General features: G+C 48.2%; 11 protein-coding genes and 1 tRNA gene. 4 read left to right on the top strand and 8 right to left on the bottom strand.

Translation table 11 applies throughout. The features are described from left to right. Positions 1-6 precede the first annotated feature (6 nt). A complete protein-coding gene (locus PSE_RS15230) occupies positions 7-2,208 on the bottom strand; it encodes a NosR/NirI family protein (RefSeq protein WP_014285689.1) in 2,202 nt (733 codons plus the stop codon). Between the two features lie 643 nt (positions 2,209-2,851). On the opposite strand from PSE_RS15230, the gene PSE_RS15225 reads away from it, so the two are divergent. Beyond that, a tRNA-Lys gene (locus PSE_RS15225) sits at positions 2,852-2,927 on the top strand. Between the two features lie 382 nt (positions 2,928-3,309). Here PSE_RS15225 and PSE_RS15220 read toward each other — a convergent pair. Beyond that, entirely contained in the window at positions 3,310-3,573 is a 264-nt protein-coding gene (locus PSE_RS15220; protein WP_041768574.1) for a hypothetical protein, read from the bottom strand. 1,782 nt (positions 3,574-5,355) lie between these two features. Between PSE_RS15220 and PSE_RS15215 the strand changes: the two genes are divergently transcribed. After that, positions 5,356-8,382 carry a hypothetical protein gene (locus tag PSE_RS15215; RefSeq protein WP_014285684.1) on the top strand — a complete coding sequence of 1,009 codons (3,027 nt, stop codon included), beginning with the start codon at positions 5,356-5,358 and terminating at the stop codon, positions 8,380-8,382. Positions 8,383-8,412: 30 nt separating this feature from the next. Here the strand turns inward: PSE_RS15215 and PSE_RS15210 are convergent. Next, positions 8,413-9,764 (bottom strand): IS3 family transposase gene (locus PSE_RS15210; protein ID WP_086003608.1). Its coding sequence is split into 2 segments (ribosomal slippage): positions 8,413-9,426 and positions 9,429-9,764, totalling 1,350 coding nucleotides; the frame shifts between segments, so codons are not numbered across the junction. A 526-nt stretch (positions 9,765-10,290) separates the two neighbouring features. Between PSE_RS15210 and PSE_RS15195 the strand changes: the two genes are divergently transcribed. Further along, positions 10,291-10,806: an MBL fold metallo-hydrolase gene (locus PSE_RS15195; protein WP_208997948.1), complete on the top strand. Its 516-nt coding sequence runs from the start codon at positions 10,291-10,293 to the stop codon at positions 10,804-10,806. A gap of 622 nt (positions 10,807-11,428) precedes the next feature. On the opposite strand, the gene PSE_RS27485 is transcribed toward PSE_RS15195, so the two are convergent. Both PSE_RS27485 and PSE_RS15185 read right to left on the bottom strand, forming a co-directional pair. Then, positions 11,429-11,800: an HlyD family efflux transporter periplasmic adaptor subunit gene (locus PSE_RS27485; RefSeq protein WP_014285681.1), complete on the bottom strand. Its 372-nt coding sequence runs from the start codon at positions 11,798-11,800 to the stop codon at positions 11,429-11,431. Between the two features lie 203 nt (positions 11,801-12,003). Continuing rightward, a complete protein-coding gene (locus tag PSE_RS15185; protein ID WP_041768572.1) occupies positions 12,004-12,867 on the bottom strand; it encodes an ankyrin repeat domain-containing protein in 864 nt (287 codons plus the stop codon). A 209-nt stretch (positions 12,868-13,076) separates the two neighbouring features. Between PSE_RS15185 and PSE_RS27235 the strand changes: the two genes are divergently transcribed. Further along, on the top strand, positions 13,077-13,400 hold the full coding sequence (locus PSE_RS27235) for a hypothetical protein (protein ID WP_148266156.1): 324 nt from the start codon (positions 13,077-13,079) through the stop codon (positions 13,398-13,400). 381 nt (positions 13,401-13,781) lie between these two features. Here PSE_RS27235 and alr read toward each other — a convergent pair whose 3' ends face one another. The 3 genes from alr to PSE_RS15170 form a co-directional block, all read right to left on the bottom strand. Beyond that, positions 13,782-14,885, bottom strand: a complete 1,104-nt coding sequence (gene alr / locus PSE_RS15180; protein WP_256378190.1) for an alanine racemase — start codon at positions 14,883-14,885, stop codon at positions 13,782-13,784. An 86-nt stretch (positions 14,886-14,971) separates the two neighbouring features. Beyond that, positions 14,972-16,261: a TRAP transporter large permease gene (locus tag PSE_RS15175; RefSeq protein ID WP_014285677.1), complete on the bottom strand. Its 1,290-nt coding sequence runs from the start codon at positions 16,259-16,261 to the stop codon at positions 14,972-14,974. Further along, the gene (locus PSE_RS15170; protein ID WP_014285676.1) at positions 16,258-16,872 is read right to left on the bottom strand and encodes a TRAP transporter small permease; all 615 of its coding nucleotides are present in this window, start codon (positions 16,870-16,872) and stop codon (positions 16,258-16,260) included. The genes PSE_RS15175 and PSE_RS15170 overlap by 4 nt, the downstream gene beginning before the upstream one ends. Positions 16,873-16,916 lie beyond the last annotated feature (44 nt).

Raw genomic sequence — 16,916 nt, 5'->3', positions numbered from 1 at the left:
TTTGGCTTAAGCCGGTTGTTTGACGGAAGTGCCCTTTTCCGTCTTTGAAATACCCGTCTGCGCTTCGAACTTCTTGCGTCGTGCAAGCTTCTTGATGCAGACCGGACATTTATCGTCGCTCTGATACAGAACCTGACAGTGCAGGCAGTTCAGGCATTCGTTTGGATTGATGTGACCTTCAGGATGGATAGCTCCGACCATGCATTCTTTTTCACAGCGAGCGCATGGGTTGCCGCATTCCTTGTAACGCTTGAGCCAATCGAACATGCGCAGGCGTGCCGGAATTGCGAGAGCTGCTCCCAAAGGACAGAGGTAACGGCAGTAGAACCGCTCGATGAAGAGACCAGCTGCCAAAAGTGCTACTGCAAAGAGCACATATGGCCACCCGCGCTGGAACTTCAGAATGATTGCGGTTTTGAACGGTTCGACTTCAGCGTAATGCTCAGCCACTGCCAGTGAGTAGAGTGAGAGACCAAACAGTCCCAAGAAGATCATGTACTTCAGAGCCCACAGACGCTCATGGAGCCCCCATGGCAAGGTAACCTGTGGCACTTTGAAGAACTTCGCGATCCGGTTAGACAGTTCCTGCAGGGCGCCAAATGGGCAGAGCCAGCCACAATATGCGCCGCGGCCCCAGAAGATGAGAGCTGCTGCAACTGCAAACCAAAGCAGGAAGACCAACGGATCCATCAGGAATGCGCTCCAGCTGAACTCTGTGGTCAGCGCTGAGAAGAGCGCCAGAACATTCACAACAGAGAGCTGCGCATTTTCCATCCAGCCGAGCCAGACCAAAACAAAGGTCAGGAAGCCGATGCGGAACCAGAAGGTGAATTTTTCAGACTTGGCGACCTGCATCTGGAAGAAGAAGACGCCTGTCAGGATCGTCAAAGCGACACCGAGGATCGCAATATCCACCTGACGGTCATTCCAGATGCGTTGCCACAACTCAACGCGCTGCTCTTCTGCAGGAGCTACAGCAGCACCCTCACCTGAGCCTTCTGCTGCTACTGGCGCAACTTCTACCTTCTTCAGGTATTGCTGCGGCAACTGGTAGCCCAAATCAAAGGTCAGGAAGGTCTTTTCGATCGCGCCAATTTCGCGGTGAACCAAAAGCTGCAGGCGGAACGGCTTGCTTGGATCAAAACCTGAATCTGCTGGAATTGTGAAGATGTCCAGTTCTTTGAACGTTGGTGCATCACCTGCATCAATTACATTCAAACGCTTATGTTGACGATCTTTGAAACGGACAGAAATATCGTTCTGGATCAACTGAATACGATCGAAGATACCACCACGAACATACCCAGTGCCTTTGAAGGAATACCGACCACGACCAAGCACCACTATGGCGTGGTCACCTTCCTTCATGCGTTTCTTGAGGTTGGCGTACTCTGCGTCTCCCAGGATGGTGCGACCAATAACCGGGACGTCAGCAAGGCCCATATACATATCAACATAAGAGTCGGTATCCGGACCTTTTGCAGGGCGTTTGATAGCTTTTGGATTGCCTTGTTCAACAAAGGCAGCATTGATCTGACCCACATCAAGCGTGAGACGGCGGAGTGAGCCATCACCCGTTAGTGTCATCCAATCTGAGGCTGCAGTCTTGTCCGGATCAATGACGAACTTTGGACCGGTGTCTGCCTCAGCACCTTTAAGACCGCCGATTCCAAGGGTGCGCGCTACCTTTAAGCTCGCTCTCACAACAGAATCGTCGATCACCATGATAGTGACGGTTGCGCCGGAAATAATGTCGAGTTCGTGAGCAGAGCCACCCTGCTCCGCTTCTTTCTTGATGTCGAGGCCAGCGTAGTTCTCAGTGACTTGCTTGATCTCGCTATCAGGGATGCCGATAAGAACAATTGGTTCTGCGTGTTTTACCAGCTGCACGCTGGTGAGCATGCCATCTGGATCAATGCCAACTAATGTGTCGATTGGCTTACCAGAATATCCTGTGGTGGAGACCAGGTCGGTGGTCAGAAAGACCCAGCCCAGCACTTCCTCCCCAGCCATTGCAGGTAGAACCGCGATGTCCTCGCGCAGTTCCCCATATCTGTCGGCTTTCGGGAAGAATTTGGTGACCTCAACTTTCTTAGAGAAATTAAGGACACGATTTGAAGAGTCCGACGCAGCTATCGCGTAGTTCGACGCACTGAGAAAGAACGTAAAAATAAGAAGGAAGACAGTGCGCAACCTGAGAGCTCGCATTTCCGAGACACCTTATCTCGCATGAAAAATATACATTAAGTAGGTGCGCTTATTCGGGATGGAGTTCTTTGCGAAAAATCAAAAAGCGTTTTGCCCTTATCGATGAAAACCGGCATCTCCACAGTATTTAGATATTTCACAACTTTTGATTGATTTTGAAGATATGCGTCGCGCAATTTGGTATGATTTATCCTCTTAATATATTGTTTTTATTTGATATTATTCGAAACTTTAAAATGCGTAGGTATGGACTGAGATTACAGTAAATACAGTGAATATACGTAGGTGGTCAGGTGTTTGGTTGTATTTCTGCGTAGAAATCGGGACAATTTGACCTAGGGAGAAAGTCGCAATGTAGAATTCTTTGAAGCTGATCTGCTCTCAATCGTCTGAATGGTGTGCACGGGGCGATTCCGTGAGTTGAATGAGTTTCCACTTTTGTAATGGCTACATCATTCATATTTACAGATCTATTTGATGCTGCAACGAATGCCAGCCCACTTTAAGTTTGAGGCGATGGCTCTCAATCTCGTCAAAAGGAATTTTCATGCACTGTGTGGAAAATGAAAAAAAGCTCTTGCGCTAAGCCCCTGCAATCCTTAGAAGACCCCTCACAGGCAGCGACCCAGCGGTCACCGCCTAAGAGCCCGTAGCTCAGCTGGTAGAGCAACTGACTTTTAATCAGTAGGTCCACGGTTCGAACCCGTGCGGGCTCACCATTTAACCTCATGGTATATAAAGAGGTTTAGCAAAGCTCCCTCCCGGGAGCTTTTTGCTTTTGTGCCTTGTGTCAGCATTATGTCAACAAATGAGAGCGCTTGAGAGCTCGATTTCGCCCCTCGTTGCTCCTGCAAATACCCTTTCAAATTTATTCTGGAAAAGCTGTTAATGTCGTCACTAGTCGTCAGTACGCAGGCTTCCCATAAAGTTAGTGCCCTGGAAAGCCGTCAGAGAACTGTTGCTTGTCGTCAGAGCGCAATTTCAGTGCCTTTGATAAAGGGCATATCTGCTTGAAGCGAACATCAAAAAGGCCTGAGAAGCATCACGCTTCCCAAGCCAGAATAGTCCGTGAGAGGCAAAACCTCTCTTCATTCCGTATTTTTAGTCTTTGGAGATTTCCAGCGCACAAGGCTCAAGCAGCTCGGAAATCTTCTCGCTACTTCCCTGCACATCTTCAATGTGATTGCGCACAGTATCAAACAGCGTCAGCAACGCTTCATATTCCTGTGTGTGCTCCATGCGTTCGCTCAGAACCACGCTCATAGAATAAACCAGATTTTTGAGGTGGTTGGCTGTGAGGTGAAGTTGGTCCACTTCATTGCGATGGGATGTATGGGCACATCTCTCTTTACCAGTATCAGTCATTACGAAGCCCTCTTCGTTGGCTTGTTGAACAAACCACTCGGCAGAAAGCTTTCGACAACCCACTGGCGAGCGGGAGGTTCGAAACCTGACGAAGACAGGCGGGTTTATTCCCCCGCAAAGGGTATTGTATTCACCGCCCTCCCGCCCATAAGCGAGAGTTTGCGTTTGGAGAGCTAACTCCAGACACAAAAAAACCGCCAATAAACGGATGCGGTTACCGCTTCGTAGAGGTTTCGACGCCTCAAGATGAACATGCGATGATTGGAACAAGGTGTCAATGCAAGGAAACTGAATTCCTCCACAAACCCATGGGATTAGCGGGGCGAAAATGTGAGAACAACAACATTAACATAAACATCAAGCCCTCGCGAAAACCACATAACCGCTTGCACCATGGTCTCGAACTACCCGTAGGCAAGCAGAGGCCCAGGAAGGACCCGCGGTACCTTGAAAAGGAAGGAGCTAGGTCACATCCAGATAAATCAGTCGCCTTAAACCCACCACCTTCTTCAGCACTTGAATCTGCTTCTGCCTCAACAACTGAGAGGCTCAATCTACCGCACTGCTAAAAGCATCTACTTTTGCTGGCCAGAAACGTGAGCTTTCCCCACAGAAGTGGTCCACGTTTATGATTGAGAAAATGGAAGATCAGATACGGGAAGCAAGAGAGCTAAACCAGAGGAATTGTCATTTAACCGCGACAGGTTGAAGTCCTTACCTAATAAGGGTTGACGCGTGTTGACGTGATCAGGCTGATCGGTGTGACTGAGCAAGCTTGTTATCGAAAGAAGAAGAAGCATGGCTTAATGGGCACGGAGTAGCTCAAAGAACTAAAACGGCTCAAGAAAGTAAATGAGTGGTTGCGCCGCGTTGTCTTTGAATTGGTACTGGACAAGTAGATCCTCACTGAGATTGCTAAGGAAAACTTTTAAGCCCGTCCCATCGCCGGACCTGCATCAACCATGTTTGCAGCCAATTGAAGATTACCGAGCGATGTGTTTACCGCGTCCTCGGTCAGCACCGATCCATGCAGCATTCTTCGCTGACTGGGCGAATGGCCCTATATCTATGTACATCATCGCACAGATGATGGCATGGCTTTCAGAACATTAAAAGCAGGAGGAAGCACCACAACAAAAAACGATTCTACAGTGCTCTAAGTCGCCGCCCGCTGGCACCGGAGACATTATCGCGATGGACCTGAGACCAACTATGCATTAACTTTTAATTTGAGCCACTCAATGGAAGCTTCTCAGCTTCACTCACTTCATCCTGATCAAACAACAATCTCCTAAGCAGCTTTGAAGTAAGGCCCTTCAACAAGCGGCAGATCACACTCAGCAGCCTCCCCCATTCGATCCCCCTAAACTCACGATCACGGACGTTCAGTGTAACCTATCGCAAACCGAGAGAGATGCTGCCAATGAGAATTGTTTTCTAGCGACGCACGAGTTGAATGAGAGCTTAACTTCTGAAACGACCTTAGCCATCATTGGAAGACTATTTACTGAAGGTTTCACGGTAGCCCTTTGAGCGATTTAGGCTTACTCAATGTGATCAATTGCGGACATTGGCGCATAGGGTCGTTACGAAACACTGTGGCTCTCTTTCAATTTCTGATTGCTTCTTAAGTCACCGTCTTTCTTGATGAGATAAGCGGCCTAAGCAAATGAGCGCAAATCACTTGAAGCTACAGAGCATGCCAAATCACCTACATGTTATTGACGCAGACAGATAGAAACATATTGCATTTTTTGTTGTGGCTGCGGCAGAGTAGACCCCATGAAAAAACGGATTCTTCAACGTCAGCTGAGGTTCTGGGAAGGCCAAAAATCTTCTGTTGTCACTCTAGATTCTTTGAAAAGTGATAACCGATCACTGATCGTGCTTGGTGAAGCTGGTATGGGCAAATCTATGCTGCTCAAAAGCTTGGAATCTAAAAACAATATTGCTTATTGCACTGCCCGCGCATTTCTTAGAGCTCCTGATCCAAAACGCTTGATTGGTGAGGCTAGTACGTTGGCGATTGATGCACTTGATGAAGTCCCAGCCTTACACGATGGAGATGTGATCGACCGAGTTTTGGCCCGGTTAGTTGAACTGGGGGTACCGCAGTTCATTTTATCCTGCCGCGTCGCAGATTGGCGGAGCGCCACAGCCTTAGAAAGCATTCTCGAAGAATACGGTAGCGTACCTCTTGAGTTGCATCTGGAGCCTTTCTCAAGAGAAGACGCAGTCACTTTTTTATCAGATGAGTTAAGCGACGAGGAGGCCGAGCTCACAGTCTGCCGTTTGGAGGAACTTGGGCTGAGCGGCATATGGTGCAATCCTCAGACATTGGACATGGTGAAAACAGTTGCCCAGCAAGGGGACCAGCCGAACTCTAAAGGAGATTTATTTGCTGAAGCAACCAAAATGCTGCGAAAAGAGCACCGTCAGGTAAAAGCTGATACTGTTCTGGCAAACCTATCGGAAACGGAGGTTCTCGATGCTGCGGGAGCTGCTTTTGCCACATTAATTCTTACAGGTAAGGAAGCATTATCCCGCGATGTTGCCCCAAATGAGTTCGATATTCCTGTCGCAGAAATTTCTGTCTTGCCGGGCGCAGGCCAGATAAGAGATATTTTGGGCTCCCGCTTATTTGAAGCCCTTTCACCCAAGCGCTTTACATACACGCACCGTGCTATTGCAGAGTTTCTGGGAGCCCGTTGGCTTGCAAAACAAGCAGATACTCCGCGTAAGAAACGAAGACTGCTTCAGCTGTTTCACTGTCTGGCTTTAGTTCCAGCAAGCCTTCGAGGCCTTCATGCATGGTTGGCTTATCATCCAGGCGAACTGGCTAATCAAATCATTGCAGCAGATCCCATAGGCGTTTTGGAGTATGCGGATGCAAATTGGCTAGATGAATCAAAAAGCAGAGCACTACTAACTGCATTGCACAAACTTTCAGAAGAAAATCCTCGTTTTAAAGGCTGGTCAGAGTATCGGGCTGATGGCTTGGTGCAACCAGGGTTGTTGCCCGAGATACGCAAGATCATCACAGATAGGTCGCATGAGTTTGGTTTCCGCTTGCTCATCTTGGAAGTTCTAAAGAGTTCTGACTTGGTGCCAAAACTACAGAATAAGCTTTTGGACTTATTGCGCGACGCAAACGAGGTGTATGCAATAAGGAGTGAGGCGGGAGATCGGTTAACAGAGCTCAATACTTCTATCGAATGGACTAGTATTGTTGCTGGGTTGTTTAAAGAAGGTGGCGAAGACTGTTTGAGGCTTGGCGGCGAACTAATGGACGGTGTTGGTTACGAGAGCTTCAACGACACTGAAATCTTTGCTCTCGTTAAAGCGCACAATGAACTCCCCGAAGACGGAGTCAATAACTTATTCAGTTTAGGTCGTAACCTTCCAGCTGACCGTATCCCTGCACTCCTTGATGGTATTGTAGATATGCTAGCTGAAACTGATGGTGGTGAAGATCTTAATGCAGCGGATGAACTTACATTAGACGAGCAAGGCGGTATTGCGGAACTCACTGATTTAGTTTTTGAGTTGATCGCCAGATACATTTCAAAAAATTCACTGACCGCTGAAAGATTTTGGCGTTGGTTGATGCTCTTTGACCCTGATCGCGGATATCAGGACGCATCGAAAAAAGCCATTGCAGAAATTCTCAGCACCAGAGATGAACTACGCCGCGCTGTGCAACACTATGCGCTCCTGGAACTGAAAAGCGACCAGAGCATTTGGCAACGTGCTTGGCGAATGAGGAAATTCGGGCTTTATCCCAATGAAAACGATGTTCTTTGGCTGCTTAAGCAAATTAAGGACGAAGATCCACGCTGGCGCGAACTGGTCCAACTATCCAACCACGGGGCAGAGGACGGAAAACACATCAGAGCTGCTGCTCTTCGATTTGCTGAAGATAATGTAGAGAACCAAGCATGGCTTGATGAACTTGCCAACCCCAAAATCCCGCAGTGGCAAGTTGAACAAGAGCAGCGGAAGCAAACAGAAGCAGCCGAACGCGAAGCGACCCGCAAAAAAACGCGCTCTGAATATGCAAATCGTATTGAAGAGATGCGAAACGGCGACTATGGCGGCATAGTTTGTCCAGCAAAAGCTTATCTGAACTTATTCAAAGATATTGGAGATGAAACCTCAGACGGGCCAGCACGGGTCGAACTGTGGCTGGGGGGCGATCTGTGCAAAGCAGTACTCGAAGGTTTTGAAGTATTTCTGACCAAAGAAGAACCAAAACCAACTGCGACGGACATTGCTAGTAGTTATGCTGAAGGGCGAAGATGGGATGCAGCTGACATCATCGTTGCAGCTCTTGCTGAACGCTCACGCACTGGACGCGGGTTCGTGGGGCTTTCTGATGAGCGTTTAATGGCTGGCTACATTGAGCTTGAACAGCATCCAATTGCTGAAAAAGCTGGAATCACAGGGCTTAAGAGCCAGCTAGAGAATGAGTTACGCGCAATAAGGAGTTGGGAAGAAACACAACGATTATTGATAGAGCCCAAGCTCAAAGCCGGGCATCAACACGTTACTGGCCTTTATCGCCTTATGCGTAGTGATGAAGATGCTGACTTGGCTGGTGAGCTTGGTTGCGAGTGGTTTGAGAATATTTCCAATCTTTCAGAAGAAGCAGAAGCTGAGATTTTGGGCAGGCTTGTAACGGTGCCAGCGGGCATTTCGTTGATAAAAAAGCTAATGTCAGACCGTTTGCAAACGGCGATCAGTAACGAACTTCGTCGCACATGGGTGTCCGTCATCAAAGATAGTTGGACAAGATTGGCTTTCGAATAGTGGAGTGTCTGGCCCTTTTGCGTGTTGATGTTAAGCGGCTTGAGCGTGGTAGCGCAAGCGACGATTTTGAAGAGTTCTGCGTTTAATCATCTGTCGGTTTTGTAAGATCGCCTTATCCCTCTCGAAATAAACATCTGCTGGTGTCACGTTACCTAGGCTCTCGTGATAGCGATGATTATTGTAGTAATCGACGAAGTTCCCGATCTGTGCTTCCAAGTCCTCCGACATGTAGTAGTTTTCGAGTAAGATGCGGTTCTTCATGGTCTGATGCCAACGCTCGATCTTACCTTGCGTTTGCGGATGGTATGGCGCTCCCCGAACATGCTTCATACGCTTCTCCTCCAACCATTCAGCCAGGTCGGTAGAGATGTAGGAGCTCCCGTTATCGGACAGTAGCCGTGGACGATGGAGTATCTTGGGCTGCTCGCATCCAGAGACATCGAGTGCCAGTTGAAGGGTATCGGTTACATCCTTGGCTTTCATAGTGGAACACAGCTTCCAGGCAATGATGTAACGGGAGTAATCGTCGAGAACAGTTGAGAGATAGAACCAACCCCAACCAATAATCTTGAAATAGGTAAAATCGGTCTGCCACTGCTGGTTCGGCTTTGTTGTCTTATCCTTGAACTCGTCTGCGGCCTTGATGACGACATAAGCCGGGCTGGTAATCAGGTCTTGCGCTTTCAGTAGTCGGTAGACAGAAGCTTCAGATACAAAATAGCCTTTTGTGTCTGTGAAGCGGACCGCGAGCTCTCGTGGTGACAAATCTGGCTCGTCTAGCGCCATCTCGATAATCTGTGATCTGATCTCATCGGGAATACGGTTCCAGACCTTGGCGGGACGTGAAACTCTGTCCTCCAACGCTTCAACGCCGCCTTCCAGATAGCAGTTATACCAAACATAGAACGTTGAGCGTGGAATACCCAGCAGCTCTAACGTGCGCTTGATTGGCTGATGTGATCCTTCAACCAGCCGAATAATCTCCAACTTCTCGTGGGCGGGATATCTCATTCGTCGTCTCCCCCATCCTCGAGCATGCTTTTTTTAAGAAGCCGCAGCTCCAGAGCTTGTTCGGCGACCACCTCCTTGAGATCGCGTGCTTCTTTGCGCAGCACCTTGACCTCACCGGTGCTGGCCTGACGGGCCGTATCACCAGCAAGTCGCTTCTTACCGGCTTCCAGAAACTCCTTCGACCAGCTGTAGTAAAGCCCCTGTGAGATGCCCTCTTGTCGGCACAACTCGGCAATACTGTCCTCACCACGCAGTCCAGCCAGAACGATACGTATCTTGTCTTCAGTGGAATAGCGCTTTCGGGTCTTGCGCCGGATGTCTTTAACCGCCTTCTCAGCTGCAGCGCTGGCGGTCCTTGTGTTTTGCCCCATTGTTCACTCCTAGTCTAGTGATCATGGGCCAAAACACTCCCTTACTCAAATCGATCGATCTGTCCATATGACTTCGACGGGGAACATCGCCACAGGTCAGATCGGAACATACAACAACTGCACACTCCCCATTGATGAACCTGACACTTGCGCAAAAATTAGGCTTTGGGAGCTGAAATATGAAGGTTTCCAAGAACTGAGAAATCAGACGGTACTCGGCCATTTTACGCAAATTGAGACCACTGAGATATCCAAAGTATCTATTTATGACAGTCGATTTGTTGTCGCCTTTGTTGAGGCAGATGGAAACCTGAAAATCACTGTCTGGGGTGTGGACGGTTAGCCCGTCGATATCTATCCTAAATTCACCAGATGAGCGCAGGTATGACCATAACCTTGAAGCAAGTACCAGTTTTGTCTGCGTTCATTACAAACTTCTTGAGCTTCATAAGTTTTCAAAATCTGTTATAAAAGCTGCTCGTTCGCTGGTTGATTAGCGGTGCAGTCTTCAGAACGGATCTGACCCATGCGCCTCTACTTACTTCCATTGGCTACAATGCAACCCGGCAATATACCTGTCCCTGGTTACGTCATCCAAACAGATGATAACATCAATATTCTCATCGACTCGGGTTGGCCTCGTTCCTTTATTGACAACCCACAAAATCCACCAGGCCTCACTATCGAAATGTCAGCGGAGGATTCTATCGTCTCCCGTCTTTCATCAATTGGACTTTCTGCCTTGGATATTCACTACCTTGTTTGCTCACATTTGGATGATGACCATTCCGGCAACCACGACCTTTTCACCAACGCAGAGTTGATCATTCAACGTGAACATTACGCTCTCGCCAAAAGTGGGCATCCTCGTTTTTCCGCAAATAGAGGTGTGTGGGGTGGTGCATCACTTAACTACCGTGTCATTAACGGTGACATGGAGTTGGTACCAGGTGTCGAGCTATTAGAGACGAGTGGTCACACCAGTCATTGCTTGTCCGCTTACCTCGAACTGGACCGATCCTGTTGGCCATTGATGCTGTGATGCACAGTTCAATGGCAGATGCTGCAACACGCGAGATGTATATCACTGATATGGATGACGAACCACGCATACGAGCCAGTACACAGAAAATCTGTGATGTTGCAAATCGAGAAAATGCGGCTCTTGTCATATACGGGCATGATAGCGAGCAGTGGTCAACTCTGCGACATGCTCCAGCCTACTACGATTAAGTTCAGTGATTGGTTTCAAGGTCTATTTTGAACTTAGAATTAGGTCTCGCTAAGGTATTCAGAGTACCTTCCATGTAGATACCATCAACCCTTGATGGAAACGCTCTAATGTCCGCTTAGTTTCCCTCAGCGCCAAGCGGATTAAAGCCAATCCTAAGTCGACATCACTCTCTGTATAGGCTGCTCCGTCATTAAGCGAATAGCAGCTATGGGCCATAAGCGGACATTCACTTGCTTCCATCGAGGGTTGAGATGCTGTTTAAGGACGAGCCGAAGCTTTCATCTCATGAAGTCCTTTTGGTACGAAGCTACGTGGGTGTAAGGAGCCAAATGGATACATCGAATAACCTGTGATTGCTCGAAGTATTTGGTATATCTTAGCGTTCATACGTACTTTCCTACTTCTCCTTAAGCGCGTGGGCGATTTGGACTTAGAGGGGTTTTACGAAGTAGGAGAGGACGGTGCGTTCGCCGGGCATGCCTGGAACCAGTGTCTGGCCGATCAGCTTTGATATCTCGCTTTCCAGAATCTTCAGACGTGCCAGATAGAACGGCTCGCCGGTGACTTCATCACGGGTCAGGTCCGGGGAGACGTTGAGCACAGCGGTGCTCAGCTCTGGTGTGGCGCGCTGGTCGAAAACGGCAAGGCGCACGTAAGCGTCCTGTCCAACCTGCAGCTGATCCACATCGATTGGCTGAACACGGCTTTCGATCACCAGCTCGCTGTCTTCGGGCACCACCAGCATCAAGGTATCACCCGGTGCAATCACGCCGCCCACGGTGTGAACTGCAAGCTGGCGCACCTAGCCAGACTGCGGCGCGTGGATGTCGATACGCTTCAGGCGGTCTTCAGCGGCAACTTCCTGTTATTCCAGCTCAGCAATCTAAGAGCGGATAGTCTGGAGATCAGAGAGCACCTTTTCAAGGAACTCCTCTTCCAGCTGCAGGATCTGCACGCGCTTTCACTAATCGCTTCCTTGGTCTGGGCAATCTGGGAGATCAGCCCCTATTGTATTATTTTTTCTTCAGAGACGCTAGAGAGGTATTTTAATATATCTTTTTTGTTTCTTGTTTTAGCGATATGCCATGCTGTTAATCCTGCATTATTAGCTAGCAATGCATCGGCTCCATTTTCAACCAAAAAACGAACATTTTCGATATTTCCAGCTCGCGCAGCAGCCATCAGAGGGGTGTATCCACGCTCTTCTTTTGCGTCGATATCCGCACCTGCTTTCACGAGTAGCGCCAAGACTTCTGTATTTCTTCTTCGGTATGACGCATAATGTAATGCGGTTCGGTCTCTTTCGTTTATACCGCCCCATTGTCGTAGTTTTGCATTTGCACCGGCATCAATCAATTTTTGTGCCATAACACCAGATCCCTTGACCGCTGCTACCATCAAGGGGCTTGTACCTACGGCATCTTCTTGATGAACGTCAGCTTGATTTGCTACAAGTAACTCAAAAATATAGACATTCCCAAATGAGATGGCCCACAGGAGAGCCGTGCAACCCGCCTCATTTGCTTCATTAATATCCACACCTGCAGCCAGTAATTTTTTGACCACTCCACCTTGGTTTCTGACAACAGCCGACATTAGATTTGTGTTAATTTGAGACGGCTTAATTTTACCGGAGATATGTTTTTCTGCATTTCGTGCCAGTCCCTTCTCACTAAAAGCTGGCAAAGCCCAAAACGAGGCAACACATCCATTTGGTGTGATGCGAGTTATAGTTTTAGATGTAGTACTTACCTGTGCAATCTTAATGCTCGTCGTTGGTGCTTTAACATTGCTCTGCTCACCATAGGCTCGGTTATCTGGGAAAATGATGAGAAGTGCTAATAATAGAATTGGTATTGATTTTTGCATACCGTTTATGCACCAGTTTGAGATCTTACAAGTCAAACCCATACATAGTCATGTCGCGTCGATTGAAAACACACTAAAACTTGCAAGAATCCCCAGCCATAACTCCGAGTGGTTTAAGCGGTATTTTTTTGTATTTAGCCTCCCAAAATGATGAAAATCTGCACAGATGATGGATAGGTTCTGCAAACTAGCGTGGCACAACGATTTGCATGAAACACATTCTTACACACCATCAATTTGCGGCATTCTGGTTTGGTCTGGCCTCAGCGATTGTGGCGTTCGAGCCTTTTCTCTGGCTGGTCCGAACTTGGCTTGACCCTTCTTATTCTTCTTGTACAGTTTATCTTGTTGCAATTGCGAGTCTGCTCATCGCCTTAGCAGGGCTTTCAATTCGTTTTCGCAAGAAGCCAGAAAACATTAACTGCGCCAAAAGCGGTAATTTTTTGCGACAAAATCAGCGCCGAGTTAAGCAAAAAAGCATTGACCGTACATTGCCATATAAACTGAGACGAGACAGTTGGTGGTTAGATTGAATGTCGAGGTAGATAGATCCAACCTTTGATCATATACGGTACTAATCTAGGACCACGCGTGAGCACCAATGAATGGCCTCAATCAGCTTGATGCTGACGGGGCACTGCGGATCTTCGGACATCTCCATCATGGGTTGAAGTATGTTCGCCCGAAGGCTTCCATGTTAGTTTTCATCGACGAGCTGGATATATTTCGCTGACCAATAACTGTTATTCGCCTCCCTAACAAAGCTTCATAAACAAAGCACTGGAGTATCATGCCCCAGATTCCTTTGTTGATGAGCATTTGGGGGCGGCATTGTTCCACCGTCTGTCGTGATCTCTTCACTAACTGGCTGGCTCTACGGCACAAGCCTCTAGCCTAACCAGTTATACTTTGCCTCACCCAAGTATACGCGTATTTCGCTGACCCCAGTCTGAGTAAAGATCGGCCATGATGGTACCGGAGAGGTCTTCAATCATCTGGGTAGTGATTTCTGCGTTTTGTTGTCGACCAAATGCGACAACTTCATCTCCTAAGATGACTTCAGGTTGGTCGGAGACGTCGACGACGATCGTATTCATAGAGATTTTGCCGAGAACTGGGAGATGCTTGCCATGAACAAGGACACAGCTTTGGTCTGAAAATTGACGATGATATCCATTTGAGTATCCAAGAGACACGGTTGCTAAACGCCGATCCTCAGCCAAAGTCATGGACCGATCATAACCAATGGTGCTTCCTGCGGGAAAGTCGCCAAGGCTAGTGACCCGTGCTTTGAGAGACATTGTCGTTTTGAAACCTAACTCCGGCTTAACGATACCATACATTATCGCTCCGCATCGTAGCATATCAGTATTAGGAGCAAGCCCCGAAACGAGCGTTAATGTGCTGCCTGCATGAACTAAAAGATCACTCCGTTTTAAAGAAGTTTCGGCTACAACCCAATCCAGATCCTGCTGGAAGCGCTTGATACTTTGTCCCAGGTCCTCTGGCAAGTTAGATGGGAAATGGGTGCAAACACCGACTATCTGTTCACCTAGAAGATCAACAATCTGCTTACATACCGCCTTACCGTTGTGGGAAGACAATTCCAGTCCATCTCGCGACATGCCGCCCGCGTTTAAGGAGAGATGGAATTTGGCTGGTTTGTTGCATCTATCCGGTAGGTTCGCCAAAGCGAGCGCGCTTTCAAGGCTTCCTACCTGCTCCTGCACATTGTAACCAAGAGCGGCCTGTGCTTCATGTCCAGTTGTTCCTCGTAAACGCAATACGTTTCCATCAAAACCAGCAGATCGAACAGCCTCAGCTTCTGCATTGGATGTGATCCCAACATGGTCAACTCCATTGCGAACGAGAATAGGAACAACATTCTCTATCCCATGGCCGTAAGCATCTGATTTAACAACGGCACAGAACTTGGCGTTTGCAGGTAACAGACTGAGTGCAATCTGCAAATTTTTCTCAATTTGGGCGCACGAAATCTCGCACCAAGACGTGTACATTGGTGTTGTCATCTTCATATTTGCCGATGTGAAACTATTGGTAATAACTCACCTCAGCTCAAATTATGAGCTGAGGTAGTACTTGTTTATCCGAACACCAGTTCTGGCAACCAGAGCGCCACTTGTGGTACAAAGGTTGTGATCACTAGCGTAGGCAGCCATGCAAACGCGATCATCAAGAGTGTCGGTTTCATCATCTTGTTGACCGGAGCGTCTGTTACGCGTGCGCCAAGATAAAGCAGTGGTGCAGTCGGAGGTGTGATGTTTGCCATACCTAGGTTGACCCCGAGAACAGCTGCAAAATGCACAGGCTCCATACCGACGCTCTGCACGATGGGCAGGAGAAGTGGCGCAGATAAAAGCAGACCAGAAATATCGTCCATAAGCATGCCAATGAGGATCATCACCAGATTGACCATGAGCAAGATTATAATCGGATTGTCAGAGACCGAATAAATGAGCTCCTTTGCCATTGCTGGGATGTTCTCAAACACCAAAAACTGACTGACAATGAGAACCATCAGCACCATCATCATAACGACGCCAATAGTCGTGCCTGCATAGCGCAGCGTAGGAAAGAAGTTCTCCCGATTGAGGCCGCGATAGATAAAAAAACCGATAGGAATTGCATAGATTACGGCTACACCAGCAGCTTCTGTCGGTGTCATAACACCTCCATAAATGCCGCCCAAAATAATGACAGGCATCAATAGAGCTGGCATAGCTTTGAAACCGCGGGTGCGTAGCTCAAATGTAAATTTGCCTCCAACACGTTCGGTCTTCAGATCCTTCACATTGCGCAGCATTACGAAGTTCACGATGCACAGGAAACCGATCAGTATGATCCCAGGAATGACAGTTGCCAGAAAGCACTTGAGCACAGATTGCTGTGTAGTCCAAGCATAGAGAATTTGTGAGGAGCTTGGCGGAATGAGTAGACCCAATGGGCTTGCGCTCACAATGAGTGCTGCGGCCATGCCTTCAGGATAATTGGCTTTACGCAGGTGCGGCATCATAATGGAACCGATGCAGGTCAGAGTTGCAGCAGCAGAGCCAGAGATTGCTCCGAATATTCCGCTTGCTACAACTGCTGCAGCACTCAAACCACCACGAATGTTGCCCACCATAAGTTCGGCAAGCGATACAAGGGGCGCCGCTATGCGGCCTCGTTCCATGATAGCTCCAGCTAGAATGAACAACGGGATTGCGAGCAGAACGAGTGAGCTCACCTTCCAGTGCCCGGTTGGCATAAAACCGCTGACGTCATGACCACCAAAAACTGCAATAAACAGCAGAACTGCGCCAAAAGACATGGGGACACTGACACCAATCACCAGCATGAGACAGATTAGAATAAGGCTTCCCAGAATAATCATAGCGCTGGCTCTTTTGTTTTTGTCGTCACTGAAATGATGGGTGGTGTCACCTCATCATTGCTCTGTTGCACCTCTGGCGCTGCTTTGGATATCGAGGGACCTGTTTTGATGAGAACAATCAGATGTAGCAGGCTGTAGAAAGCCATGGTTGCAAATCCGATCAACATGGCAAGGCGTGGTACAAAGAACGGAATACGCAGAGCGATTGTCGCGCGCCAACGCGGGTAACTATCTATCTCGTCGATGATCATAAGTGCTGACCAATAAACCAGCGCCATCGCAATGATGAACTCAATTGATCCGATCACAACCGCGCGCACATACGCTTTCCTTGGATCTTTGATCACATAGGTCAGCAGGTCTGCATTCACATGAGAGCCATCGTATGTTCCTAATGCAGCACCTGCAAAGTACATCCAGAAACAGATAATCAGCAACCATTCCTCATAGGCAAACAAGTCTGAGCCAAATCCGTAGCGAAAAATTACAACGAGAAAAAACGTGCCGGCCATGATGATGCAGCCAGTGGCAAGCAACCAGGACTTGATCGTAACCAGGCGATCTACAAACCGAGACCACCCGGGAGAAAGATGTTGTGAGAGTTCAGACATGAATGCTCATTGTTCTGGCTTAGTGTCAGGTATAGAACGGATGG

The organism is Pseudovibrio sp. FO-BEG1 (assembly GCF_000236645.1).
Lineage (GTDB): Bacteria > Pseudomonadota > Alphaproteobacteria > Rhizobiales > Stappiaceae > Pseudovibrio.
The sequence above is the reverse complement of the archived record's forward strand: the minus strand, read 5'-3'. Positions and strand labels throughout refer to the sequence as shown.